This window comes from Paenibacillus turicensis, assembly GCF_050461185.1.
Classification (GTDB): domain Bacteria; phylum Bacillota; class Bacilli; order Paenibacillales; family Paenibacillaceae; genus Fontibacillus; species Fontibacillus turicensis_A.
Genome location: NZ_JBCMOR010000008.1, coordinates 101,779 through 125,302, shown reverse-complemented (window position 1 = coordinate 125,302; position 23,524 = coordinate 101,779). Strand labels below are relative to the sequence as shown.

General features: G+C 37.1%; 25 protein-coding genes and 1 pseudogene. 13 read left to right on the top strand and 13 right to left on the bottom strand.

Annotation, left to right across the window (positions count from 1 at the left end; genetic code table 11):
• The first annotated feature begins 42 nt into the window (after window positions 1–42).
• Together ABE099_RS14100 and ABE099_RS14095 are read left to right on the top strand one after the other, a co-directional pair.
• Window positions 43–1,245 (top strand): glycosyltransferase family 4 protein, encoded by a 1,203-nt coding sequence (locus ABE099_RS14100; protein WP_430031767.1) that lies wholly within the window; start codon window positions 43–45, stop codon window positions 1,243–1,245.
• Window positions 1,246–1,261: 16 nt separating this feature from the next.
• Complete coding sequence (locus ABE099_RS14095; RefSeq protein ID WP_430031766.1) at window positions 1,262–1,429, top strand: hypothetical protein; 168 nt, start codon at window positions 1,262–1,264, stop codon at window positions 1,427–1,429.
• Window positions 1,430–1,494: 65 nt separating this feature from the next.
• On the opposite strand, the gene ABE099_RS14090 is transcribed toward ABE099_RS14095, so the two are convergent.
• Window positions 1,495–2,124 (bottom strand): DUF1796 family putative cysteine peptidase, encoded by a 630-nt coding sequence (locus tag ABE099_RS14090; RefSeq protein ID WP_430031765.1) that lies wholly within the window; start codon window positions 2,122–2,124, stop codon window positions 1,495–1,497.
• A 177-nt stretch (window positions 2,125–2,301) separates the two neighbouring features.
• Here ABE099_RS14090 and ABE099_RS14085 point away from each other — a divergent pair, with 177 nt between their 5' ends.
• The 3 genes from ABE099_RS14085 to ABE099_RS14075 are packed head-to-tail and all read left to right on the top strand — an operon-like array spanning window position 2,302 to window position 4,133.
• The gene (locus ABE099_RS14085) at window positions 2,302–2,640 is read left to right on the top strand and encodes a hypothetical protein (protein WP_430031764.1); all 339 of its coding nucleotides are present in this window, start codon (window positions 2,302–2,304) and stop codon (window positions 2,638–2,640) included.
• Between the two features lie 17 nt (window positions 2,641–2,657).
• Window positions 2,658–3,722: a glycosyltransferase family 4 protein gene (locus ABE099_RS14080; RefSeq protein WP_430031763.1), complete on the top strand. Its 1,065-nt coding sequence runs from the start codon at window positions 2,658–2,660 to the stop codon at window positions 3,720–3,722.
• A gap of 30 nt (window positions 3,723–3,752) precedes the next feature.
• Complete coding sequence (locus ABE099_RS14075; protein WP_430031762.1) at window positions 3,753–4,133, top strand: hypothetical protein; 381 nt, start codon at window positions 3,753–3,755, stop codon at window positions 4,131–4,133.
• A 159-nt stretch (window positions 4,134–4,292) separates the two neighbouring features.
• Here ABE099_RS14075 and ABE099_RS14070 read toward each other — a convergent pair whose 3' ends face one another.
• The 4 genes from ABE099_RS14070 to ABE099_RS14055 all read right to left on the bottom strand — a co-directional run bounded on the left by ABE099_RS14070 (window position 4,293) and on the right by ABE099_RS14055 (window position 5,544).
• Window positions 4,293–4,400, bottom strand: a complete 108-nt coding sequence (locus ABE099_RS14070) for a hypothetical protein (protein WP_430031760.1) — start codon at window positions 4,398–4,400, stop codon at window positions 4,293–4,295.
• Complete coding sequence (locus tag ABE099_RS14065; RefSeq protein WP_430031758.1) at window positions 4,381–4,725, bottom strand: hypothetical protein; 345 nt, start codon at window positions 4,723–4,725, stop codon at window positions 4,381–4,383. The genes ABE099_RS14070 and ABE099_RS14065 overlap by 20 nt, the downstream gene beginning before the upstream one ends.
• Complete coding sequence (locus ABE099_RS14060; RefSeq protein ID WP_430031756.1) at window positions 4,716–4,967, bottom strand: recombinase family protein; 252 nt, start codon at window positions 4,965–4,967, stop codon at window positions 4,716–4,718. Before ABE099_RS14060 ends, ABE099_RS14065 begins: the two co-directional genes overlap by 10 nt.
• A 427-nt stretch (window positions 4,968–5,394) precedes the next feature.
• Entirely contained in the window at window positions 5,395–5,544 is a 150-nt protein-coding gene (locus tag ABE099_RS14055; protein ID WP_430031755.1) for a hypothetical protein, read from the bottom strand.
• Between the two features lie 211 nt (window positions 5,545–5,755).
• Between ABE099_RS14055 and ABE099_RS14050 the strand changes: the two genes are divergently transcribed.
• The gene (locus tag ABE099_RS14050; protein WP_430031753.1) at window positions 5,756–6,388 is read left to right on the top strand and encodes a hypothetical protein; all 633 of its coding nucleotides are present in this window, start codon (window positions 5,756–5,758) and stop codon (window positions 6,386–6,388) included.
• 190 nt (window positions 6,389–6,578) lie between these two features.
• On the opposite strand, the pseudogene ABE099_RS14045 reads toward ABE099_RS14050, so the two are convergent.
• Together ABE099_RS14045 and ABE099_RS14040 are read right to left on the bottom strand one after the other, a co-directional pair.
• A pseudogene (locus tag ABE099_RS14045) lies at window positions 6,579–7,493 on the bottom strand (transposase); the annotation flags it as partial.
• A gap of 33 nt (window positions 7,494–7,526) precedes the next feature.
• Window positions 7,527–8,468, bottom strand: coding sequence for an NAD-dependent epimerase/dehydratase family protein (locus ABE099_RS14040; protein ID WP_430031751.1), 942 nt, complete (start codon window positions 8,466–8,468; stop codon window positions 7,527–7,529).
• Window positions 8,469–8,707: 239 nt separating this feature from the next.
• Between ABE099_RS14040 and ABE099_RS14035 the strand changes: the two genes are divergently transcribed.
• Window positions 8,708–9,691: a YhcN/YlaJ family sporulation lipoprotein gene (locus tag ABE099_RS14035; protein WP_430031749.1), complete on the top strand. Its 984-nt coding sequence runs from the start codon at window positions 8,708–8,710 to the stop codon at window positions 9,689–9,691.
• A gap of 89 nt (window positions 9,692–9,780) precedes the next feature.
• Here the strand turns inward: ABE099_RS14035 and ABE099_RS14030 are convergent, their stop codons facing one another.
• Window positions 9,781–11,019 carry an MDR family MFS transporter gene (locus tag ABE099_RS14030; RefSeq protein ID WP_430031747.1) on the bottom strand — a complete coding sequence of 413 codons (1,239 nt, stop codon included), beginning with the start codon at window positions 11,017–11,019 and terminating at the stop codon, window positions 9,781–9,783.
• Window positions 11,020–11,380: 361 nt separating this feature from the next.
• Between ABE099_RS14030 and ABE099_RS14025 the strand changes: the two genes are divergently transcribed.
• The 3 genes from ABE099_RS14025 (at window position 11,381) to ABE099_RS14015 (ending at window position 16,222) form a co-directional block, all read left to right on the top strand.
• Window positions 11,381–13,159, top strand: coding sequence for an ABC transporter substrate-binding protein (locus ABE099_RS14025; RefSeq protein ID WP_430031745.1), 1,779 nt, complete (start codon window positions 11,381–11,383; stop codon window positions 13,157–13,159).
• Between the two features lie 134 nt (window positions 13,160–13,293).
• Window positions 13,294–13,992, top strand: coding sequence for a response regulator transcription factor (locus tag ABE099_RS14020; protein WP_430031743.1), 699 nt, complete (start codon window positions 13,294–13,296; stop codon window positions 13,990–13,992).
• Entirely contained in the window at window positions 13,967–16,222 is a 2,256-nt protein-coding gene (locus ABE099_RS14015; protein WP_430031741.1) for a histidine kinase dimerization/phospho-acceptor domain-containing protein, read from the top strand. The genes ABE099_RS14020 and ABE099_RS14015 overlap by 26 nt, the downstream gene beginning before the upstream one ends.
• A gap of 147 nt (window positions 16,223–16,369) precedes the next feature.
• Here the strand turns inward: ABE099_RS14015 and ABE099_RS14010 are convergent, their stop codons facing one another.
• Entirely contained in the window at window positions 16,370–16,942 is a 573-nt protein-coding gene (locus tag ABE099_RS14010) for a TIGR00730 family Rossman fold protein (RefSeq protein ID WP_430031840.1), read from the bottom strand.
• 78 nt (window positions 16,943–17,020) lie between these two features.
• On the opposite strand from ABE099_RS14010, the gene ABE099_RS14005 reads away from it, so the two are divergent.
• Window positions 17,021–17,359 (top strand): MazG nucleotide pyrophosphohydrolase domain-containing protein, encoded by a 339-nt coding sequence (locus tag ABE099_RS14005; protein ID WP_430031740.1) that lies wholly within the window; start codon window positions 17,021–17,023, stop codon window positions 17,357–17,359.
• Between the two features lie 74 nt (window positions 17,360–17,433).
• On the opposite strand, the gene ABE099_RS14000 is transcribed toward ABE099_RS14005, so the two are convergent.
• From ABE099_RS14000 to ABE099_RS13990, 3 genes are all read right to left on the bottom strand, one after another.
• Window positions 17,434–17,991: a DUF4303 domain-containing protein gene (locus ABE099_RS14000; protein WP_430031739.1), complete on the bottom strand. Its 558-nt coding sequence runs from the start codon at window positions 17,989–17,991 to the stop codon at window positions 17,434–17,436.
• A gap of 450 nt (window positions 17,992–18,441) precedes the next feature.
• On the bottom strand, window positions 18,442–20,319 hold the full coding sequence (locus ABE099_RS13995; protein ID WP_430031738.1) for a flavocytochrome c: 1,878 nt from the start codon (window positions 20,317–20,319) through the stop codon (window positions 18,442–18,444).
• Between the two features lie 168 nt (window positions 20,320–20,487).
• Window positions 20,488–21,249, bottom strand: coding sequence for a SagB/ThcOx family dehydrogenase (locus ABE099_RS13990; protein ID WP_430031737.1), 762 nt, complete (start codon window positions 21,247–21,249; stop codon window positions 20,488–20,490).
• A gap of 166 nt (window positions 21,250–21,415) precedes the next feature.
• Between ABE099_RS13990 and ABE099_RS13985 the strand changes: the two genes are divergently transcribed.
• A complete protein-coding gene (locus ABE099_RS13985) occupies window positions 21,416–21,763 on the top strand; it encodes a hypothetical protein (protein ID WP_430031736.1) in 348 nt (115 codons plus the stop codon).
• A gap of 108 nt (window positions 21,764–21,871) precedes the next feature.
• On the opposite strand, the gene ABE099_RS13980 is transcribed toward ABE099_RS13985, so the two are convergent.
• A complete protein-coding gene (locus ABE099_RS13980; RefSeq protein ID WP_210088713.1) occupies window positions 21,872–22,096 on the bottom strand; it encodes a helix-turn-helix domain-containing protein in 225 nt (74 codons plus the stop codon).
• A gap of 208 nt (window positions 22,097–22,304) precedes the next feature.
• Here ABE099_RS13980 and ABE099_RS13975 point away from each other — a divergent pair, with 208 nt between their 5' ends.
• Window positions 22,305–23,459, top strand: a complete 1,155-nt coding sequence (locus tag ABE099_RS13975) for a response regulator (protein WP_430031735.1) — start codon at window positions 22,305–22,307, stop codon at window positions 23,457–23,459.
• The last annotated feature ends 65 nt before the right edge of the window (window positions 23,460–23,524 follow it).

Here is a 23,524-nt window from a genome sequence, read left to right as displayed (position 1 = left end):
CCAGTACCAAAGAATGGGAGGGGAATCATTATTAAGATTTTAATGGCGACCTATTGGTTGATTCCTCACGTTGGTGGAGTATGGAAATTCATGAATGATATTAAGCACTATCTCGAGGCGATGGGGCATGAGGTAGATATATTAGGAAATAGTTCAGATTACTCAAAATTTATTATCTACAATAAAAAAGAGTTATCCAAAGCGCATTTAAAGCCCATGTTAGAAGCGAAGTTAGGAGCAAATGTAAGCTCAAAAATTAGTGTAGATCCTTTTATAGATTTTTATGAACGTGATCGCTATATGTTGGAGCTTTCTGCTGCTTATTTTGGACTTGATGAGTATGACGTTATTCATACGCAGGATATCTTTTCAGCTAGAGCACTTGCAAGAGTGAAGCCTAAAAACAAACCATTACTATCTCATTTTCACGGCTCAGTTACCCAAGAATTCCATAATCATTTTAATCTAAATCCTCAGTTAGGGATCAACCAGCAAAGTGATGCGTGGAAGTATTTCCCTAGCCTTGAGTATCATGCTTCGTTATCTGCCTATCCGGTCATTACCGCTAATCAATGGCAAAAAAATAAGCTTGTTCATGAGCTTCATGTCCCAGAAGAAAGAGTTCAAGTATTTCAGTATGGGTTAGATCAACAAAAATTTTGGAATGAAGCCTCACTTCCTTGTGAGGTACAAAAGCCGGTTGGCAAAAAGGTAATCATCTGTCCTGCACGTCTTGTGTTTGTGAAAGGAATTGATGTATTAATTTCAGCATTAGGTTTATTAAAAGCACAACGTCAGGATTGGGTCTGCTGGATTGTGGGGGATGGAAATAAAAGAGGGGAGCTAGAGCAGCAGGTTGTTAACTTAGGTTTGCAAAATGACGTGTTATTTTTGGGTGAACGGCAGGATGTACCTGCAATGCTAATGCAGTGTGATATATTTGTACATTCTTGTTTACAGGATAATCAACCTTTTTCTGTTATGGAAGCGCAGATGGCAGGGGTGGCAGTTTGCGTATCCTCAGCAGGTGGACTGCCAGAGATGGTGGAGCATGGCGTAACTGGCTTAGTATCACCAGTACAGGATTTTGTTACACTATCCCAACACTTGCATCTACTATTAGCACAAGATGAGCTTAGGAATACGTTAGGCAACAATGCGAAGATATGGGCACAAGAGCATTGGTCAATGGAGAATATGATTCATCGGTTATTAAACGTTTATTCTAGTCTCATAAATGTATAGTAGAGGAGATAAGAATATGGAGGGGCCTTTCGTTATTTGTGATTTGTATAATCGAATTTTTAGCTCACAAATTTCTACACCAGAATTACAGGTAGATTACATTGTATGGAATCAAATTTTTGCCTCATTACCAGATCATTATCAGTTACCAGATCATGAAGTTTTAAATATAGCAAAGCAATAAAGCAAGGGACTGCTCTCGAAAAAGATAACTTTTGGAGGCAGTCCCTTCATCACTCTATTTTAGTTTTATTCATCCAAAAAATAAATTTCACTGAATAACTGAGACCACCAATGATCGTTACTCCGCCAAATGTCGAATTCTGGGAAATGAAAATGACAAACTTTATTTAATTCACAAGGCACTTCTGTTGGTTGATTTACAGGAGTATGGTTGATTAACAAAATACTAAAGTCATGTACAACTATATTAGAGAGCGTTTCCTGTAAAGCAGCAACATCCTCCATAGAACCGCCAACACGAACAAACAATATTTTACGGCTGGTCATCATCTTTTCAAGAAAACGATGGATTCTTCGATCATATTTTACTTTAACTTCAGGATAAGCAGCTAAATCAGTATATGAGTTTTTATGCGTATAAAAATCATGATTGGAAAAAATGTTGTAATAGTTTTCTTTTACTAAATATAATTTATCACTCGCCTTATTTACGACACTAAGATGCTCCAGATCCATAAATCCTTTAAAGCGGCTTTGGATTAACCGATTGACATCCTTTAAGTCATAAGAAGCCATCCAATCTATAGGTCCAGCATAAGGACGTAAACCATTTTTCTCTAATTGAATGGAAGTAAGACAAAGTTCACCTAAGCTAAATATTGCATCATAGTTACCTTTAAGCTCAGACCATTGCATACAATCAACTCCTTTCTCATTCCATACTATAGTAAATGCTAGTTTTTAAGATTTGGTATGGATAGTTGGTCTCATCCTTCTTAAAAATGGGCAGGTATAATGGTTGGATGTGCCCTTACACTACACGCCTATATGCATATTATGTTGTATGTCAGAATTTGATGAAGGAGGTACGACATGTCTATTTTTCAGATCGAAACGGTAGATGATCCTAGCTGCTTGTATGCACCCTATATCGAAAGTATAGATGTAGAGCTAATGAATATAGGAATGTCACCGTATGAAGTTCTAATTATAGTTGTAGGACCTCAAGGGGTGTTTTATCAGGGATTGTACAGTTTACCATCAGGAGTACCCATTAATATAGAAGGAATTAGAACAGGATATTTGTTTTTCAAATTAATGGTGATTACAAATACAAATAATTATTATGAAACTGTAATCAATTTAAGGTGCCGTGATCAAGGACAATTGTTAGCTGTGTATACACAGGAGCAGATGCAAAGAGACTATTGAGACCTGGGGGTGCAGGTGTGAACGTACTATTCGTTTTTTTTGTTCCAAGTGGAGGTGTAGATACATTAAATCGAAATCGTTGCCTTGGGTTACGCAGGTTTGGAATTAAGGCAGATTGTTTGTATTACAGTTGGGGCGCGGGAATTCAAAATTATGGAGACATCCCTGTCTATATTTCTAACGATGATAATGAAATTAAAAAAATTCTTGAAAAAGGAAAATATGATTTTATTGTAGCAACAACAGATCATTACTGCTTTGAACGCTTCCGTAGATTAGGATATAAGGGCAAATTTATTCTTGAGATCCAAGGTTATGGTTCTAAGGAAATCGCACGAGAACAGTTAAGGAAAGCGAGCTCAACTATTAATACGCATGCAGCTGCACTACTTAATCCCAATACGCCACATATCACCGAAATTTTCAATGAAGTTTATCCGAACATTCCTAAGTTTTCCTTTAACAATTGCTTTGACAGCACGTCATTTACCCATCATGTATTAGAGAAGCCTAGCAGTCCCATTTTGGCTTGGGTAGGTAGATTGGAAGACAATAAAAATTGGAGAGAGTTTATATTGATTGCTTATATGCTAAAAAAAGATCATTTTCCAGACTTAGTTTTATGGATGTATGAAGATGCAAATCTAGCGATGCCAGGAGAAAGAGATGCACTAATGAACATGGTCTATAGTCTTAATCTACATCCTTCTCTTCATATTTTCTCCAATGTTCCTAATATGGAAATGCAATACTATTATTCTATGATTGGGGACTCAGGTGGATTAGTATGTCTGACATCTAAGGTTGAGGGGGCACCGTTGTCTGTGTTAGAGGCAATGAGTTGTCTTTGTCCTGTTATGACCTCAAGTTCTGATGGGATTTCTTCCTCCGTTATTCACAATGTAACTGGTAAAGTATATCCGTTAGGTCAGATCTCAGTAGCTGTGCAAGAGGCAAGTCAGTTGATAGGCGATCATGTATATAGAAACCATATTAGGGTAAATGGACATCAACACGTGTGCCATGCATTTAGTATAGATAGGTATTGTAAGCAATTTATTCATATGCTTAATACGCTTTAACCAAATTTAATTTAATTGGGGGAATTCTAAATGAAATATCAACACCGTACAGGGGCAGGGAAATATGAACATGGCAACATCTCGATTGGAGAAAATGAGCTAATATTAACCTCTGTAACTTTAAGCCCAATCAGCCAAGGCGATAAAATTAAGCTGCAATATATTATTGAATGGACTAGACCTGATGAATGGGATACAGGAGAAATGGAAATTATGATTAGACGTGGTTCTGTGGAAGGACCTATTATATATTGGACGTTAGAAACTTGTTTTGGTCAAGCAAAACATAAAGAAGTTATAACAGATACGGATAGTAGCATAGGAGTGGAGCAGTACTATTTAACAGTACGCTCTGCGGAGGGACGCGCCATCATTAATGGAGATTACTTCCTAACAGGAACTATTGAGTAATGAAGTGGTGGAGTTAATCTAGCCTAAAATAAAATAAAGCTATAGTAAAAGGAGGCTGGGACATAACCTAAGCCTCTATTTTAGTTCTACCAGCATGGAGCTAACCAAGTACCGGCTATTCGATCAGGCTAGGCTAAACAAGTTAATTCAAAGATAGATCTACAAAATGCGAAGTAATAGTAAAAAAATAGTAAATAATAATGATATAACAGTCACAGTATTTGAAACTAAATAGCGCCTTGTTTCCCTAATGTATTTCGATTCCATAACAGCTCGAAAATAAAAAAATAATGTTAGGAAGAAAGGTAATTGGTTGTGGTTCGTTTAAGTCTAAAATCCAGATAGTAACAATAACGGGGATTGCAAAGAAAATTGAGCCTAAAATATCCGTTAGCAGCCCGTCCTTCCACTCAGCATACCCTTTATTGAGTAAAGCTCGTTGGCTAACCGTTAACGTATTCAAATATATCTGCGGCCGCCCCAGGTGCTTCCCTTTTTTCTTAGCTTCAGCAATTCCTTCATCTTGCGCCTGTTTAATTCCCTTGCGTTCTTCTTCAGTTAACCAGCTCAATATCTGAAGGACTAAATCCATAATAAGCTGCCAATACCCTCGAGTTCCTGGTACTTACGCGTATCAAGTATGGCAATGTCGATCACCACGATATGTATTTTCGCATTGATCAGCCATTGCCACTCTTTTAAAATCTCCTGCTTGTTCCGTCCAAAACGATTAATAGACTTCACAAATAGAGTGTCACTTTCTCTCAACACACGCTTGAGAAGCTGATACTCTGGACGTTGAAAATCCTTTCCGCTTGCCTTATCAATAAACATATACTCATCTGGAATCCCCTGTTCAAGAGCGCTGAAATCTGATGATCCTCATTCTGGTCTTTCGTGGACACCCTAGCATAACCGTATTCTCTTGAATATGTCCTCATAAAGCCCCCAAAAATGTTTATAAAGGTATAAAAAATCTGTTTATAATAATTTATCAACACCTTTAAGGAGTTGTTTCGGATCTTTATTTGGCAGCTTGAAAAGATATACCTTTACGGACTTTAAAACGACACGAACCCCCTAGGTGCTAGTAGTTTCGCGCCGTTTTTTATTTTACATAAGCTGATTAGATTTGCTATCCGTTTACAAAAGTGTAAATAATTATATATAAATCTATTTAATACCTCAAGATTAAATGATAGGATTAAATGGTAATATATTTATTTTAAAGAATATTATTAGGATGGTGGTGATTTCCGTATTAACGCTTAATCTTCTCAATACCTTTGATTAGCAACATTAGAACTACATAAAACAAAAGAAAATTTAATGTAAAATAATCAACTCGAAAAAGTACATGTTTTAAATTATCCCACATAATAATTTCATAGGACTGGCCTAAAGTTTCCATGTGTCCTCCTTTATAAAACATAAAAGGGAATGGAAATCCGAACTTGTTTAGGTTTTGTCCGACAAGTGCAGTCATAAGGGACAATAGTATACTGCCCATAACGATTATGAATTTCTTTTTTCTCAACATCATCACCTCAATTCTATTTTAATCAACTATTCATAAAATTACAATATTTTGTAATTAATAAATTTCATGGGAGGCAATTATTATGAAAAGAAAAATTTTATCTTTAATTATGGCTGCAACAATGTCACTTACGCTTGTTACACCTATCTTTGCTTCAGGAGTTACAGATAATTCTACCCTAGTTTCAGAACTGGAACAGCTAAGTAAAAAGTACAACATTGAAATTACACATCCCGAAAATTCATCAAACACTGAAGAAAAATTAAAATTTGATTCAGTGAAGGAATTTGAAGCTTTTATTATTCAACTACAATCATCTGAAACTGAGGAAAGCTTGAACAATTCACTTTCAAAAGACTCCCCTATTTCGCTATTTTCTATTTTTGATTCTGGTACAGAATCATGGTGGTCTCCAGCTATAGGTAATGTATTTTCCTGGAAAAACATTGTTTGGAAAGCTACATTTAGGTATGACAGTAAGGGAAACGGTTCAATTAATACCGTGACTGCAACAGATTCTTACCTAACGGGTGTAAACACAGGCATCGATTGGAAACAAACATTAGATAACTCTTATGGTAGCGGTGATACTCTTAAACTTAAAGTCAATGGATATTATTTGCTTGGACTAACAATTGAAGGTTATGAACTTGGGGCCAAAGTAAATGGTTCTTGGAGCAGGGATGTTAAAATTTCATTACCTAGTCAAACATAATTTTTAGCATATAAAAAGTTAACTTATTTTAATAGAGGCTGGGACATAACCTAGGCTTCTAGAGAAAAAAAGTGAAATCGCAATTTTGATTTCACTTTTTTTACGTTATTTTTTAAAATTCACAAGAGAGATTACCCTTTTGCTAGATTTTTTCTTAAATTTACTGCCATGAGTGCAAACCCTATCTCACATTCACACTCAGTGTTCGATTCGTTCCTTCCTTTGCCTTCGTGCACAGGGAACGTAGGGGGCAATGGCTACAGTCTTCACACTCATACACTTTGAATTGACGCCCAAAGCCACGCTTATCTGTTCGATTTGAATCGTTGCGAAAGTGCAGCTTTTTACCATTGGGGCACGTGTATGTATCTTCCTGGGTATCATATTCCCAATTTGCAGTTTGGAAAGGATCTTTTTTGTACTTTTTCTTTCGCTCCATTCGGAATTGGTAATACGAAATCAATGGAATACGTTCGCGTTTCAACAAAATATCTTCGTAATTCTATTCACTTCCATAACCCGCATCTGCAAAGATATGTTTCGGTAAAGTAACAAACTCCTTTTCCATCTGATCCAGAAACGGAATGAGTGTTTTTGTGTCCGTGGGATTAGGAAAAATGCTGTAAGCAAGCGTATATTGCCCTTCGGTTCCGATCTGAATATTGTTACCCTGCTTTGAGCTGAGCGTTTTTCATATAATCATCTTTCATACCTATATAGGTCGCGTCTGGATCTGTCTTTGAATAACTATTGCGTTCACCAAAAGTTTTAAAATCTTTTTCATATTTGCGTTTACGTGAAATCCATTCCAAATTTTCTTCACGCTTTGTCTGGGAAGCTTTCGTTTGCTACGTAGCTTTTTACGCTCACTTACCTGGTCAGTTTGTTCAATTTCCTTCGTAAACGCCTGCACAAATTCTTCCAGTTTCTCAGTCATTTGAGTTAATTCTTTGACTGAAAGTTGCTCTACACTTTCCTTTTCAATTTCTGGGATAATCTTGGTCTCAAGTAACTCGTTATATAGCTGATTGGATTTGGTGTGGTAACTCAATTTTATTAGAAGGTGTCCTTTCTTTGTTAAAAATAACGAAAACCGATGAACATTTACTATTGTAAACGTCCATCGGTTTTTTTGTCTTTAGGCAGGATTATGTCCCAGCCTCTTTGCTTCGTATGTTAATTCAAGACCCTTTTCAATTGGATATCGTACCTGCCACTTAAGGTGCTTACAAATCGCAGTATTACTTAAGCAGCTATGCCTGATATCGCCTTCCCTTGCTGGACGATGATATATAGGAACAATGTCACTGTAATTTTGGTGAATATCGTTGGCTAATTTAGCAAGTGTATTAATAGAAGTTTTTTTGGCGGTACTGACATGTAGGGTTTGGGCGGTATCCCCTTTGTGCGCAGCCAATAGTGCTTGCACTACATCCCCCACGTAAATAAAATCGCGAGTTTGCTCTCCATCACCATGAATGAGTAGTGGGAGTGATTTTGCTAAGCGCTCCATAAAGATGGCAACGACACCACCTTCTCCCTTTGCAGTTTGTCCAGGACCATATACGTTGGCAAAGCGCAAAATTGTATATGGGATATTATAAAAATCATGATACATTTTAATGTATGCTTCAGCGGTTAGTTTTGATAAGCCATAAAAAGAAATGGGATCTGTAGGATCAGTCTCTGTAATGTACTCTTTTTGTAATTGTCCATAAACAGCAGAGGTTGAAGCAAAAATAACTTTTGTTGTATTACAATGTTCCCGACAATACTCTAAAATATGCAAAGTTCCACGAATGTTCGTATCTGCATCATGAGTTGGGGATAATATTGAGGTTTGTACATCGGCTTGTGCGGCTAAATGATAAATAATTTCAGGTTGTATCGTTTTAATTCGTTGAATCGTATCTAATTGCGCAATATTATGAACATGGAGTATAGCCTTTGGATGGACCATCAGAGATGCACTTGTACTTAAATTATCAATAACATGAACCTCATAGCCTAACTGAACTAGGCTTGAAACAAGATGTGATCCAATAAACCCAGCCCCTCCTGTAACGAGGATTCGTTTCATTTTCTGTATTCCTCCCCTCGATTTAGCTAAACTTCGTAAATTTTAAGCCCAAGAAAAAGCCGTAGAAATGAAGTTTGGCGGATTAATTTTCATATGAAATATCGTATGTTTAACACAACCCGTGTTGATTGGGCATTTGGAGGATGCGGTGATGTTTTCCTGTATGTGTTCATTGAAAATCAGACATCCTAAGGACGAAATAATGATTTCATAAACCAATAGGAAAGGCTGATGAGACAATGAACGTAAGTAAATTTCTTCGTTTATCTTTATCTGCTGCTTTGTTAACAAGTGTTGTGGGGATGACAGGGTGCGGGATGAATGCAAAGAGTAACATTCGTTCGCAAAATGTAAGAAATGATCAAAACCATATGCGTCCTTATTCTACAAATGAAGCTGGACGTTATAATGCTGGGTATCACCATATTGGCTCAATGCGCTTTAGCAGTGCATTAAGCACTCAAGTTGCTAAGCTTCCAGGGGTTAGAGCTGCACATGTCGTGTTAACAGATCGTGATGCATATGTCGCTGTTCGGTTAATGGAAAATAACAACACTAGCCGCACGAATAGCTACAATCGTAGTAACACGAATAGCTATGGCTTAAACGGTACGACAGATATGAACAATATGTATGGAAATCGTGGAGGAAACAGCATTGCGGGGGATATTGGCCGAGCAGGTCGTGATGTTGGCAGAGGTGTAGTTGATACTGGCCGTGATATTGTAGGCGGAGTGGCAAACACAGGACGAAATGTTGTAAATGACATAGGTAATACAGGTCGTAACATGATGAATGATATGACTGGAAGAGGGAATTCTGGAAATACTCGTATGAATAGCTATAACGGTACGGGTACGGGGACTGGGATGGGAATGAACCAAGATCAAGTGCCTCAAAATGTGCGTGATGAAATTACTCGTTTGATCAAAAGATCCAATAAGGTCGTACAAAACGTGTATATTTCAAGTGATGAAAGCTTCATGAATGAAGTTGAAGGTTATTCAACAAATTCGCGTGGTGGTAATGTGATTCAAGATACAATGACAGGATTTGAACGTCTCGTGAATCGCATTTTCCCATTCGGCAATGGTGATAATGATATGGGCGTGAATAATTATCGTAATAATCGAATGAACAACCGTATGAATAACAACATGAATATGAACAACATGGATATGATGGATAGAAATCCTTCAGGATATCAAAACGGCACACGCTAAGTTTTAACTATAAAATAAGACTCATTAAGCTTGATATCGCTTAAATGAGTCTTGTTTTTGTTTATAATTTTTTATAAATAAAATTATGCCTAGCTAGAGGATTGCCTACTTTTAAGCCTTTTGTGGGCAGTGATCAGAAAAGGTAAACCCAACATAGTGGTTAGCATAAGTGGGATAAACACAGCAAGACCTTGATTTCCATATTGATCGAGCAGTAACCCTCCTAGCACTGGAGCCATCACATTGCCTAAATTGTTAAAGCCGATTGTACCAAAGTAGGTGCCCTTAAATTCCGGCTTCGCAATGAAATCAATTAGCATATCCATCATCGTGAACAATAGTACCTCGCCAATTGTAAAGATGACAACTCCAAACATAAGAAGCAATATGCCGCCATCTAAGCCAAACAAAAGCATACTAAAGGCTACGCAGATGTTACCTAATATTAATGGAACAATAGGTGGGAATTTGCTTGCTTTTCGTACAATAGGGTATTGAACAACAAGCACAGCCACCGCGTTTAATGACAGCATATAAGAATAAATTTGATCTCCATTTGGTAAATTGGGGTTAGATGCTAGATATTGTGCAAGTGTAGAACCAAAGTGTCCATAGCCTAACACACAAAAGATGGTTCCTAACAAAACGGGCAAAAATACACGGTCTTGCGTTGTTGTCGTTATAGCTTCTTTGAGAGAAGGTGCCTGTCTTTGATGGTATTGTTGGGATTGTTGCAATGGATTTGCTTGCGTTAATAAGCTTGCACCGTGTTTTCTAAACTGCATATATAAGACAATGCCATAAACAACATAAACGATACCTGCAATTAAAAAAGGAAATGTAGACTTCGCTGACCCTAACTGTAGACCAATAATTGGTCCAAACACGACACCAAGATTGATCGCTGCATATCGCATATTGAATACAAGTAATCGATCTTTTGCTGGTGTTACATCAGACAACAATGCACGTGAGGTCGGTTCAAATACAGCTCTACATAACCCATTTAACGTGTTCACAACAAAAAATGCCCACAGCTCATTTGAAATAGCAAAACCTACAAAAACACAAGCCCAACCAAACGCGGAGGCAAGCATAACGATTTTTCGTCCAAAAATATCTGAGATATATCCGCCATAGAAGCTAACTAAGACACCTGCTAAAGAGCTAACGGCGACAGTAATCCCAGTTTGTGCGTGAGAAGCGCCAAGCGTTTGTGTTAAATAAATGGATAAGAACGGGATGCTCATTGAGGTAACGAGTCGCCCAAACATGGTTCCAATAATAATGGTCCAAGCTAACGGATGAATATGTTTTAGTTTTTTCATAATGTAAACTCCTAATCCGAAAATTCTATGGATAAAAATTGGCTCTTTATTTATATTAGTGGTTGACAACCACCCCAAGCTAGCGAAGGGACAGAGGGATTCTGGAGAAGTGGAATGTTTGTCTCTTAAAACTAGATTTTTACAATCAAAATTATCAATTATGAAATCTGGTTTTAACAACGATCGGAAGAACCCTCTGTCTCGAGCCTTCCATCTCCATTGTTGACAACCACTAATTTTTATGTAGAGCCTAAAAAATAGTTTCATTTCAAAATGACTTGTGTATAATTTTAAAGGGAAAAGGGGGAAATAAAAGTGTAACATTTTTTCTATCATTTCACCTTTTGAGAGGAGCGAGGATATGGATATTAATACGAATCACTTTATACATATAGCCAAAATGATGACTGTACCGCAAAAAAATGAGCCGTTTCCGATCACGATCGAACAGCTTTCGGATGCTTTATGTTGTACACCTCGTAACGTTAAATTTATTTTACGCCGCCTTGAAGAGAGTGGTTTTATTGAGTGGATGCCAGGGCGGGGGCGGGGGAATATCTCGCAGCTCACTTTGTTAAGGGAAGTAGAAGAAGTTATTGAAGTTAGCTTTCAAGAGCTTATTGCTAAAAATAAAATAAAAGAAGCAATTGAGTTTATGAGTAGTTTGGAGAGCAATGAGGCACTAAAGCAACGTTTATTTAACTCTTTGAGTGTTAAAATGGGCTTTCATAGTGAAATGGAGACGACTTCAAAACATGATATTTTACGATTGATGCAAGGACGTAAATTGGAGAAGCTTGATCCAGCATTTATTTATACTGCATTTGAGGCTTATTTAGTGGGACAAATCTGCAATACGTTAATTACTTATGATGTTGTAAGTAGTGATTTTCTGCCTGAATTAGCACATAACTGGGAGCATAATGACGATTACACATTGTGGACGTTTTATTTGCGTAAAAGTGTAAAATTCCATCATGGCAGAGTCATGACCGCACAAGATGTAAAATTCACAATTCAGCGCTTACTAGAAGTAAATAGTTCAGTTATGGAAAGCTTTAAGGATATTCAGGATATTGTTGTAAAAGGTGAGCGGGTTGTACAGTTTCAGCTTCAACGTCCAAATTTATTTTTTCTGCATTTGCTTAGCTCTGTTAATGCTAGTATTTTACCTTACGATATTGAATTGAATAAATTAATTGGGACAGGTCCTTTCCGAGTTCATGAGCTAAATCAAGAGGTGCTCATACTTCATGCCTATGAACAATATTATGGGCTACGTCCTCACTTGGACGAAATTGATATTTGGTTTGTAGCAAATCCACCCTCAAATGAACGTTATTACGAGATCCCAGTGGAAAATCAGGTCAAGCTGCCAATACAGGGGAAAGAGGCAAAAAGATTCCATTATACAGCTTCGGGCTGTAAGTATTTGCTGTTTAATTTTCATATAGAGGGAATCCAGCATCAGCTTCTCTTTCGTGAAGCGCTAAGAATTATTTTCGATCAGGTTGCTATTGTCAAAGAACTAGGAGGTTTTCGCGTTGCCCCTGCAGATAGCTTCCTTCCATGGAAAAGTAAAGAAAAGGAATGGAGCGAGCCGTCTTTAAAATTAGCAGCGCAATTACTTGAGCGTAGTGGTTACCAAGGGGAAACCATTAACCTTGCCTATAAGCTATACAAGGATGATGAGGATGCGAAGTGGATTAAGAATCGGGCAGCCCAAGTAGGCTTAAATATTGAGCTACAATATTATGCACAAGTAGATACAACGATTTCATGTAAAGTAGAGCTTATGCTAGAGTCAGCACATATCGTATTAGTTGAGGAAATTTTAGAGGACGACTGGCAATGGGGGATGATGAATTATTTCTGGAACACCTCTAATTATTTACACAGCTTTTTATTGCCAAATCAAATAAATGAGCTACATAGCCTATTGGAGCAGTTTTCTCTATTGGAGAAGCAAGCACGAATCTCCTTACTTGCAGAGGCAGAGCAGCTACTTCGGAAAAACGCTTGGCTGTTACATGGTTATCATATTAACAACACGGCTTTATTAAATCAAAGCTTGCTAGGCTTGCATACTAGCTCGTTTGGTTTTCTAGATATTTCTAAGTTATGGGTGAAGCCAACGTGAAAGCTTCCATACTCATAATCTTTAGAAATTCTTTCATTTTAGTCACAGTTAATTTTTAACGATATGTCTTATTGTAAAGAAGACAGTATATGGAGATCAATCATAGGATTGTCAATGGAAATTGGGGGAGCCATATGTCACATACGATTTTAGTTGTTGAGGATGATAAAGAAATTGCAGAAGGAGTGAGCATTTATTTAAAAAATCAAGGTTATCAAGTGTTCCAAGCCTCTAATGGCTATGAGGGGCTAGAGGTAATCAAGAGAGAACATATCCATTTAGCGATCGTTGATATTATGATGCCAATGATGGATGGAATTACGATGACACTACAGTTGAGACAAGACTATGATTTTCCAGTTATTTTTTTAAGTGCAAAATCAGAGGAAATTGACAAGGTCACTGGACTGAATATAGGTGCAGATGACTACGTTACAAAGCCATTCACACCGATGGAGCTATTAGCGCGTGTGAATTCACAGCTTCGGCGATATGATCGATATTTAAATGCAATGACTCAAAAGGAGCAAAATCATGTCTTTACGATCGGTGGCTTAGAATTAGATGAAAATCTAGTTCAGGTCAGTGTAGATGGGGTTGCTGTAAAATGTACACCCATTGAATTTAAAATATTAAGCTTGCTTATTAAAAGCCCTGGACGTGTATTTTCAGCGGAGGAAATATATGAACGAGTATGGCAGGAGCGGGTCATTTCTACAGAAACCGTGATGGTGCATATTCGAAATATTCGAGAAAAAATTGAAATTAATCCGAAAGAGCCAAAATATTTAAAGGTGGTATGGGGTGTTGGCTATAAATTGGAAAAGCAATAGGTGGAAAATTTGGTGGAGTAGATGGGTTTTATTATTGATCCTTGCGATCATTATGGTTAGTTTGTACCCTTTAATTGCTAAAAATGCGGATAAGATAGAGCGTAGTGGTACTGTTTCTGTACAGGAGCAACGAAAGAATGAATTTATTGAAAATTTGCTAAAGGCAAGTTATGTTTTGCCAGTTGAACTGGAAGGAACAATAGCGGGTAAACGTTTTTTTGCTGATACTTTGTATCTTCCTGGATTTAATGGTTCTGGTGTATATCCTATAAACAATTTGATTGAAAATTGGCAAAGAGATTTTAATGAAAATTATTTAGATCGATATGGGTTGCAGTATTACATTGTAAGAGATAAGGATAAAAAATCACTGACGAATTCGATTGATCCTTTAAATCTTGTGATTGATGGACAAACCTTAAATAATAAGTTTCAATTTTATGCTGTTATAAATTTTGATGCTGAGGGTCGTATGGATATTCCGTTTTGGTGGCGTTTTGATAAAACTAAAAAAGAGCAATTAATGACGATGGATTTGAATCGAACGTTAATTAAACCTGCTTTAGATGATTTGGGACGATTTCAAGCGGATAACGTAATGAAGGCTTTTCAACCACCAAAGGGCTACACCCTCGTTTTTGTGGCAAAAGATAAAGAATTTTATATGAAAAACACGGTCATTATTCACGGCCAAGAGGGCTCCTTTGCAGATGCGGGTTTTGATTTAGCCTTTTGGAGTGCAATTGTTTGTGCCTTTATGTTAGCAATGGTGTTGCCAGGACGTAAAAAATGGGTTACACAGCATTCTCGTTTAGCCCAAATTCCATTTGAGCTCTGGGTAATTGCCATGAGTATAAATATGAGCGCTTATCCATTGTTGTTACCTTGGTCCAATTTCATGGTGCATAATGAAATACTTAATGTTCAACAAGTTTTGCATGTCATTGGGGTTATATTGTTTGTATTTTTAGTATTATCGATGTGGCATGTGGCAGCACTCTGTGTGACGCAAATAGCGGACTTAGGGGTAGTGAATTATTTAAAGCAACGTACCATTGCAGGTATGTTAATACTTAAAGTAAAGGCTATGTTGGTAAGTGGTTGGCTAAAATTCAAGCGATTTTTAATCTCATTAAGTGAAATTGATTTACGTGAGCGAAGCAATAAGGCACTTATTAAGATGTTGCTGATGTTGTATGGGGCACTTTTTATTGGCTGTTTAGTTGGAAGTTTTATAATTCTTCCTGCACGTTATTTTTCATATAGTCGAATAGTAGCTAACTTTATTGTATATTTTGGCTTTATTATCCCTATTCTCTTTGTAGTTTTATTTTTTATTCTTACTAAACGACTGAACCAAATCAAAAGCAACTATAATACGCTGCTGTCAGCAACAGAACAAATGGCAGATAAAAATTTAGAAATTATGATTGATCAGGATTTGGGGATGTTTAATCCATTAAAGGAGCAACTTGAAAAAATAAAAGATGGATTTAAAATTGCGGTAGCCGAGGAAGTAAAAAGTCAAAGGCTACGTAGTGAGCTTATTACCAACGTATCGCATGATCTGAAAACACCAGTTACAGCAATTATTACTTATGTCAATTTATTGTTAGATCAGCAAGGCACAGAAGAGGACAAACAAAAATATGTAAACATTTTAAATCAAAAATCACAACGCTTAAAACGGCTCATTGATGATTTGTTAGAGCTTAGTCGAACGTCAGATTATAATATGATTTTAAATCGGATGGACGTAAATATCGTGGAGGTTATTCAGCAGGTAGAGGTAGAGCATGCAGAGCGAATTAAGGATTCTACCATTCAGTTCCGTTTCAATCTACCTGATCATAAGGTGCTACTGCAATTAGATAGCGAAAGAACTTACCGCATTTTTGAAAATTTATATACAAATATAATTAAATATGCGGCGCCCCATTCCAGAGCGTACATTGAAGTAGAGGATGACGATCAGCAAGTACAAGTGATATTTAAAAATATGTCCGCATCTGAATTAGAATTTACAGCGGAAGATGCCATGGAACGATTTATTCGTGGAGACAAAGCACGTCATACCGAAGGATCTGGGCTTGGGCTTGCCATTGTGAGAAATCTTGTGGAGATGCAAGGCGGGAAGATTCAGATTGTACTTGATGGGGATTTATTCAAGGTTGTGATCACTTGGCCTAAGCACAAGAATGATAAGACACTTATAGATGGAAAAATTTAACATAGACACATATAGAGGTATTGATATGAAAAGATAAATAAAAAGAAATAAGTAAACATAATGAAGAGAAGAATAAACAATAAAATGTTACGGGGCTGGGACGACATTAAAAATTTCGTCTCAGCCCCATTTAATTAGGCTTATTTTCTAGTTGTATTTTCTAATGTCAGGTGGGATATACGATTCAATAAAGGCATCAATCTCCGTTAAGTCACTAGAAATTAAAATTTTATCACGGTCTGACTGAGTTAAGAAATCCTCTGTCACCATTTTATCGTAGAATTGTTCCAATAAATCATAATATCCGTTCACATTATAAAAAATGCATGGATTTTTATGTTGCCCGATTCTCCCCCATGAAATAACCTCAGTAATTTCTTCTAATGTACCAGGTCCTCCAGGAAGGGCGATATAGCAGTTGGCAAGCTCAATCATTTTTTCTTTTCTTTCATGCATGTTAGATACGACGATTAATTCCTTTAACCCATCATGTGCTAATTCTCTATCCTTTAAAAATGTAGGAATCACACCGGTCACCACACCATTTCGCTTTAAAACAGTATCGGCTATTAGTCCCATCAGGCCTGCTTTACCACCACCGTACACAAGCTCATAATGGTGTTTAACGATCCATTCACCTAACTCAATTGCAGCTTGCTCATATAAAGGATTGTTTCCTTTACTCGCCCCACAATACACTGCTATTCGCTTCAATTTCATTCCCTCCATTATACTTTCCATGCTTTTTCTATCTTCATCTATGTTATCATAAAATGAAAAAAGGGAGTGTGTTGTACTGTGCTAGATATAAATCAATACCAATGTTGGATCAGTGATTTTTATAAAAATCGAGGATGGTATTCTTTAAATCCTTTTATACGTGTTAACTTTTTATCAGAAGAAACAGGAGAGGTAGCTAAGGCGGTACGAGCTTTAGAAATTGGTATAGATCGACCTGATGAGCAGGCTGCATCCCCAGAACAGCTACTAGACAATTTAACCGAAGAATTAGGGGATGTGTTAGACAATATATTCATTTTGGCAGATAAATATAATATTACTTTAGAGCAGATCCTTGAACAGCATCAAAAGAAATTACAACAAAGATTCCAAGAGGTTAAGCTGAGCTCACATTAAAAGTAAAGTAAGCCTTCTTTCCTAGTTGATAACAACAGTAAGGAAAGAGGCTTATTATGATTACAAGAAGTTTTCTATAACTCATGTTCTTCTATATTGTTATAGCGTGCTAAAAAGGGTGACACTAATTCAGGATTACTCATTAGAGCCACAGATTCATTTTCTAATTCTTCTGCTAGCTCGTCATCCGTCATGGACACAAAAAAGGTGATGTCTTCTTTGTTTTGATTATATTTTAAAAATAATTCATCTGTAGTTTCTTTAACAACATTGGCCATAATTTTAACCATTTCGTCTTTATATTGGTATACATTATCCTGTGCATATAAAAAACGACTGATATGATTAAAATGAGATTGATCACCATATTGATATTCTGAACATCCCCATCTGTAATAAAGCTCTGACTCAGCATCATCACATAATCCTTCACTTTTCATATTAGTAATATGTCTAGCAAGTGATTCTTCTGTATTCACAGCAAGAAACAGAGTTACAAAATCACTATCCGTTCCAAAAGCGCAAGCATAAACCTTTTCCTTTGCTTCTGAGACTTCTGCTAAAATAACTTCAAGATCAGCCCGAAACCCTTCACGAACTCGCTGTTCAAACTCAGTTAGAAAAGTGTTCATTTAGTTCCTCCATATCATATAAGCTAGTACAAAATAACAGAAACTCACTAATAACTTACATATCTTGAATTTTATCAAATAGATAAGCGGATTTATAGTATTCATTTTTTTATTTTAAATTACTAAAGTCTGGTAATATCGTAATGTAGAATGTTAAGGTCAATATAAGGAGGGATACAAATGTACGATAAAAAGTTATACGAGATAGCTTATGCTTTAAAAGAGGAAGATCAAGGTATAAATTCAATGAATGAGTTATGCACAAAGATACTTATTTATTTTTGATTTTTATACATTGGAATAAAGAAATTACCGATATATTTTTAGATGCTCTAGTTCACGCAAATGTAAAGGATAGCACTATAATTAAACTTAAATGAAAAACGCCACCCAAGGTAGACTTAGGTGACGTTTCGTATGAGCGCTTACTTATTATATTGCTAGGTTAAGTTATTTTACAAAATTCGAAGCACTTGCTCCTGCAATACGTCCAAATACGATCGTGTCTGTTAATGCATTTCCACCTAGACGATTCGTACCATGAATCCCACCTGTCACTTCACCAGCAGCAAACAGACCCGGAATGATTTCTCCAGAGGTTGAAATCGCCTGTGCATGCTCGTTAATTTGCACGCCACCCATCGTATGATGGACAGTAGGTACACGCGCTGCTGCATAAAATGGACCATTATTAATTCCATTGTTAACGCCATCAGTATCCGTAAATAATGTACGTCCAAATTCGTCCTTTTTACCTTCTAAGTCTCCGCCTTTGCAATAACGGTTATAGTTGTTCACAGTTTCAATCAAATTTTTCTCAGGTACACCCATTAATTTAGCTAACTCTTCTAAGGTATCCGCCTTTAAACTACGACCTGAGTCTACTAGGCTTGAAATGGTCTCCCCAAAATTATTTACTTCGTCTCCTTTTGGATACGTATCACTATCCATAACGATAAACATTTTTGTTTCTTTTTGTTTGAACAACGCAAGTGTCATCTCATCACGACGTCCACCTTCATTTACAAAACGATTCCCATCAAGATTAATGAAAATTCTACTTTCTACAGCATGTTCAATATTGCCTGAAAGACTTCCTGTTTTTGGATCACCTAATGGAAGCAACTGAATATTTTCCATTTGAATAAGCTTAGCGCCAATTTTCTCAGCCATCATCATGCCATCACCTGTAATACCACTTGTGTTCGTACTTGGAATGGAGGCGTCTAGGGTAGGCCATTTTTTGTTGATTTCATTATACTTTACACGCATTTCAACATTTTGACCAAAACCACCTGTAGCTAAAACTACACCATTTTGAGCTTTGACAGTAATCTTGTTGCCAGTCTTACCTGTGCAGCTTACGCCAGTAACAATCCCGTTTTCCACGATAAGCTCATCGGCTTTTGTGTTGTACACCATCGTAATTCCATCATGTTTATCAATGTATTCCTGATAAGTCTTAAAAAATCCTGTGCCTTCCGGTTCAATTGGCTTATGTGCACGAGGCCACATGCCACCAGTTACTGTGAATACGTTATCATGGAACTTCATACCAAGTTCTTTTAGCCACACTACACCAGACCAAGCATTATCTACAAGGGTATGCACCAGCTTTGGATCCCCTTGCTTATCTCCGCCCTCAAAGGTTTGCGTATAGTGTTTCTCAACACTGTCCTTATTCGCTAGCGCAGTTTTACTGCCATCATCCACCGCATTAAAGGCTCCGCCAGAAAGGATCGTGTTTCCTCCCATTTTGGACGCCTTTTCAATGACGATGACTTTTTTACCCGCTTGATTTGCCGTTGTTGCAGCAGCCATACCTGCGCCACCCGCCCCGATGATAACGACATCAGCCGTAAGCTCTTGATCTGCTTCCTTTGTCTCTTTTTTCTTGATTGCTAATAGCTTGTTAATTCCGCCCTCATTTAAACCAGCTTGCTTGAGGCAATCTACAACCCCATCAATAATCGCTTTACTCGTCAGGGTAGCTCCTGCAACTGCATCTACCCCTAAGCCCTGCGTCTCAATAATTTCAGCAGGTAGGGACTCTGTTGCGGGCTCTCCGACTCCAGAGGTTTCCTTATGGTCTACCTTAATATCTGTAATTGCTGTATCTGACACAGTGACATGAACCGTCATTTCATGCATACCAGACACTTTAGCCGAGTAGGTTCCAGCTACATAAGTTGCGCCATCTTTTGGTGAAGCGCTCTCAGTTTTAGAATTACCTTTGCCACAACCCGCTAACATGGATAACACTAAAATCATAATCATGCTTACTAACATCGCTTTTCTGCTTAAATGCCCATACCTGACCTTTTTCACTTCTGTCTCCCCCTAATTAAAAATATGCAAAATAATTATGTGAAATATTTCACTTAATATATTACCGTAGAACCTATTTTTTTTCTGAGTTAAATGTCACATTTATATTCTACTCTACTGAGCAAGTCTATTTGAAAGTAGGAAAGAAGGGGGGGAGGTTCACGAGCGCTAATCTCGTTTCTTCCCAACAGCCCCAAGATAAATAATAAATTCTTCTTCGCCATCTAACTGGAGAACCTCGTCAATAAGTTTTTGATCATAAATTCCTATTGCACAAGCACCTGCACCAATCGATTCACTAGCTAAATATAAGTTTTGGCATACGTGTCCAACATCGATGAGAATTTTTTTGTGAGCTGAAATATCATATTTCCACTCTGAGCGGTAGGGGGTTGTGCTCCATGCAAATAGGACGGAAGCTTTTTTAGCAAAGTTAGGCACAAAGGGTTGATCTAACGTAATGTCGTCAATTTTAGCTTCAAGCTCATCCAGCTTAAACATAAATAATAGCTTATGCTCTACTGGAAGGTATCTGTAAATACCTTGCTCGATTCCCTCAACACGCATAATCATCAAATACGTTTCAAATGTGTGTGTTGCACCACTACAAGGGACGGTTCGTAATGTAAGTCCCATTTTGTTCATCCCGGTAATACCTTGGGTCGCCCACAATAAATAGGATAACTCCTCCAAACTTAATGAGTCTGTAGAATAAAATCTCGTACTTCTTCGTTGCGCTATACAATCAAAAATGTTTTCATTACTTATAACGTCTTTACTAACCTTTGGTAAATCAATAATAAGTGAGCTTGTATCAAACGGTTTAACGACAGGCGGTTGGCCCAAACCTTTGATTTTATCCGTTTTGATTCCTTTAAATTGATGGAAATTAGACTTTAAAAATTCCCTTTGCTGTGCGTATCTTGACATAATAGACCCTCCAAAGCTCCTTTAATTATTTAAATCTATCACGTTGGCTTAATAAGTTTGTGATTGTAATCACTAAGGGATAGAATGATCTGCTTGGGTATGATTCCAATTTTCTTGTTTAGCTATAATATAATAAAAGTAGATTAATTTTAGTGAGGTGAAGCCGATGAAAAAACATAATGAACAATCTATTGATTTAAATTATGTGCTTTTTGATACAGGTTGTGCTACAACGGTCTTTGATACTGATGCATTAGCGAAGATAGGCATCCAAATTGATTTTATTAATGGACGAGCAAAACGTATGTACGGAGTAGGGGGAACAAGCGAAATTTGCTACGAACAACAGATTTCTAACTTTTATATTGATAGCATTCCTTTATCTGATTTCCCCATCCAGCTTGGATCTATTCTAGAACCTTATGGATTTGATGGCATTATTGGTATTGATTTTATGATGAAAGCGAAATGTAGAGAGGACTTTGATACCATGAATATAACAATAAAAAATTAAGCAAGCATTACTAGTTTGATTCATAACGGTAATGACTTGCTTTTTATTTTAGTAAACAAAAGCCCTCTTTTCTTAATAAAATAAGAAAAGAAGGCTTTATGTTTATAACTAGATTTTTAGCTCCCCAAGCTTGATTAGCTCCACGACTGCTTGCGAACGACCTTTGACATTGAGCTTTTGCATCACATTGGATATGTGATTTCTTACTGTTTTTTCGCTAATAAACAGTTGGCCTGCAATGTCGCGAGTCGTTTTATCCTGTACGAGAAGTTCAAAAACTTCGCGCTCACGATGAGTTAACAAAAATTTACTATTACGTTCGTTGCTTTTCAAAATGCGTCACCCCTCCTTGCTCGGGTTATGTGGTGTAACAAGGTTAAGGGATACAGTCAAGACATATTATGAAAGAAAAACCGTATTGGTGCGATGACGATAAAAAAATGGGCTTCTATATATCAACATTGGAAAATATGGATATGTCACAGAAAAAATATGATATCATAAACAATGTCGTTTATTTACGCTAGGGAGGATCGCTTAAATGAATAGGACTTTAAATGTGCTAGTTGTGGACGATGAGCATCTTGCGGTAATTAGACTCAAGGATATGTTAATGAAGCAAGCTCCACCTGGCATGGAACTTTCTTTAATTGGAGAGTTTTTAATGCCTGCTGAGGCAATTAAAGTTGCAGAGAAGACCCCAATTCATTTAGCTTTCTTGGATATAGAAATGCCAGGGATGAATGGATTTGAGCTTGCAGATGAATTACTTAAACTTCAACCTCAGATGTATATCGTTTTTACGACAGCATATAAGGATTATGCCATTAAGGCGTTTGAGATTGATGCTATCGATTATTTGCTAAAGCCAGTAACATCAAATCGGTTAGAAATTACATTAAATCGCATTGCTTCTTTTCCTATGATTTCTCATGGACATGGTCACCCCATGCTCAAGCCTAGACTTGGCTGTTTTCAAAAACTACATTATAAGGATGAATGTGGTGTGAAGCAGCTCTTTCCATGGAAAACGCTAAAGGCGCAGGAGCTATTTTCCTATCTATTGTTGTATCGGGATAAGGTAATAAATAAGCAGGTCCTAATCGATTTGCTATGGCCCCAATACAATCTGGAAAAGGCAACCACTCAGCTTCATACGGCGATCTATCAGATTCGTAAGGTACTCAAGGAAGTAGGCATGCATATTGAAATTAAATATGTTGAAGGCGGATACAGTATGGTGATAGGAGAAGTTGAAATAGATATTCAAGTATGGGAATTAGCGGTGAAGCAGGCGCCTGCATTTACTCCTCATACTGTAGAACAGCATGCTGAGATCATGAATATGTATCAGGGACACTTTTTGGAGCAATCTGCTTATAGCTGGGCAAGCTTAGAACAGGAACGACTTCAACTATTATGGTTTAATCATGCAAATCAGCTTGCAGAATTATATTTATCTTTATCCAGGTACCCACAAGCAATAGAAGTATATCAAAAAATGATCCATTATACCCCATACATGGAAGCTGGATATTTTGGACTAATGCAAATTAACGCCATTCTCCATTATCCTTCAGAAGTTAAAAAACAATATGAGCTTTTATGTGAGACATTGGATGAGTTGCTTGATATTACACCAAGCCATAAAGTGAAAACGTGGTATGAGGACTGGAGTAAAAGACAACAGCACTAATATAAAAGGGTTTGCAAGCTTCACTGTTACAGCAGTGAGGCTTTTTTGTGTTATTCAGAAAAAAT

Bases quoted from the DNA above. Each gene is read 5' to 3' on its own strand.
- ABE099_RS14100 (WP_430031767.1), top strand. From the start codon at position 43: ATGGCGACCTATTGGTTGATTCCTCACGTTGGTGGAGTATGGAAATTC.
- ABE099_RS14095 (WP_430031766.1), top strand. From the start codon at position 1,262: ATGGAGGGGCCTTTCGTTATTTGTGATTTGTATAATCGAATTTTTAGC.
- ABE099_RS14090 (WP_430031765.1), bottom strand. From the start codon at position 2,124: ATGCAATGGTCTGAGCTTAAAGGTAACTATGATGCAATATTTAGCTTA.
- ABE099_RS14085 (WP_430031764.1), top strand. From the start codon at position 2,302: ATGTCTATTTTTCAGATCGAAACGGTAGATGATCCTAGCTGCTTGTAT.
- ABE099_RS14075 (WP_430031762.1), top strand. From the start codon at position 3,753: ATGAAATATCAACACCGTACAGGGGCAGGGAAATATGAACATGGCAAC.
- ABE099_RS14070 (WP_430031760.1), bottom strand. From the start codon at position 4,400: ATGGAATCGAAATACATTAGGGAAACAAGGCGCTATTTAGTTTCAAAT.
- ABE099_RS14065 (WP_430031758.1), bottom strand. From the start codon at position 4,725: ATGGATTTAGTCCTTCAGATATTGAGCTGGTTAACTGAAGAAGAACGC.
- ABE099_RS14060 (WP_430031756.1), bottom strand. From the start codon at position 4,967: ATGTTTATTGATAAGGCAAGCGGAAAGGATTTTCAACGTCCAGAGTAT.
- ABE099_RS14055 (WP_430031755.1), bottom strand. From the start codon at position 5,544: ATGGAAACTTTAGGCCAGTCCTATGAAATTATTATGTGGGATAATTTA.
- ABE099_RS14050 (WP_430031753.1), top strand. From the start codon at position 5,756: ATGAAAAGAAAAATTTTATCTTTAATTATGGCTGCAACAATGTCACTT.
- ABE099_RS14040 (WP_430031751.1), bottom strand. From the start codon at position 8,468: ATGAAACGAATCCTCGTTACAGGAGGGGCTGGGTTTATTGGATCACAT.
- ABE099_RS14035 (WP_430031749.1), top strand. From the start codon at position 8,708: ATGAACGTAAGTAAATTTCTTCGTTTATCTTTATCTGCTGCTTTGTTA.
- ABE099_RS14030 (WP_430031747.1), bottom strand. From the start codon at position 11,019: ATGAAAAAACTAAAACATATTCATCCGTTAGCTTGGACCATTATTATT.
- ABE099_RS14025 (WP_430031745.1), top strand. From the start codon at position 11,381: ATGGATATTAATACGAATCACTTTATACATATAGCCAAAATGATGACT.
- ABE099_RS14020 (WP_430031743.1), top strand. From the start codon at position 13,294: ATGTCACATACGATTTTAGTTGTTGAGGATGATAAAGAAATTGCAGAA.
- ABE099_RS14010 (WP_430031840.1), bottom strand. From the start codon at position 16,942: ATGAAATTGAAGCGAATAGCAGTGTATTGTGGGGCGAGTAAAGGAAAC.
- ABE099_RS14000 (WP_430031739.1), bottom strand. From the start codon at position 17,991: ATGAACACTTTTCTAACTGAGTTTGAACAGCGAGTTCGTGAAGGGTTT.
- ABE099_RS13990 (WP_430031737.1), bottom strand. From the start codon at position 21,249: ATGTCAAGATACGCACAGCAAAGGGAATTTTTAAAGTCTAATTTCCAT.
- ABE099_RS13985 (WP_430031736.1), top strand. From the start codon at position 21,416: ATGAAAAAACATAATGAACAATCTATTGATTTAAATTATGTGCTTTTT.
- ABE099_RS13975 (WP_430031735.1), top strand. From the start codon at position 22,305: ATGAATAGGACTTTAAATGTGCTAGTTGTGGACGATGAGCATCTTGCG.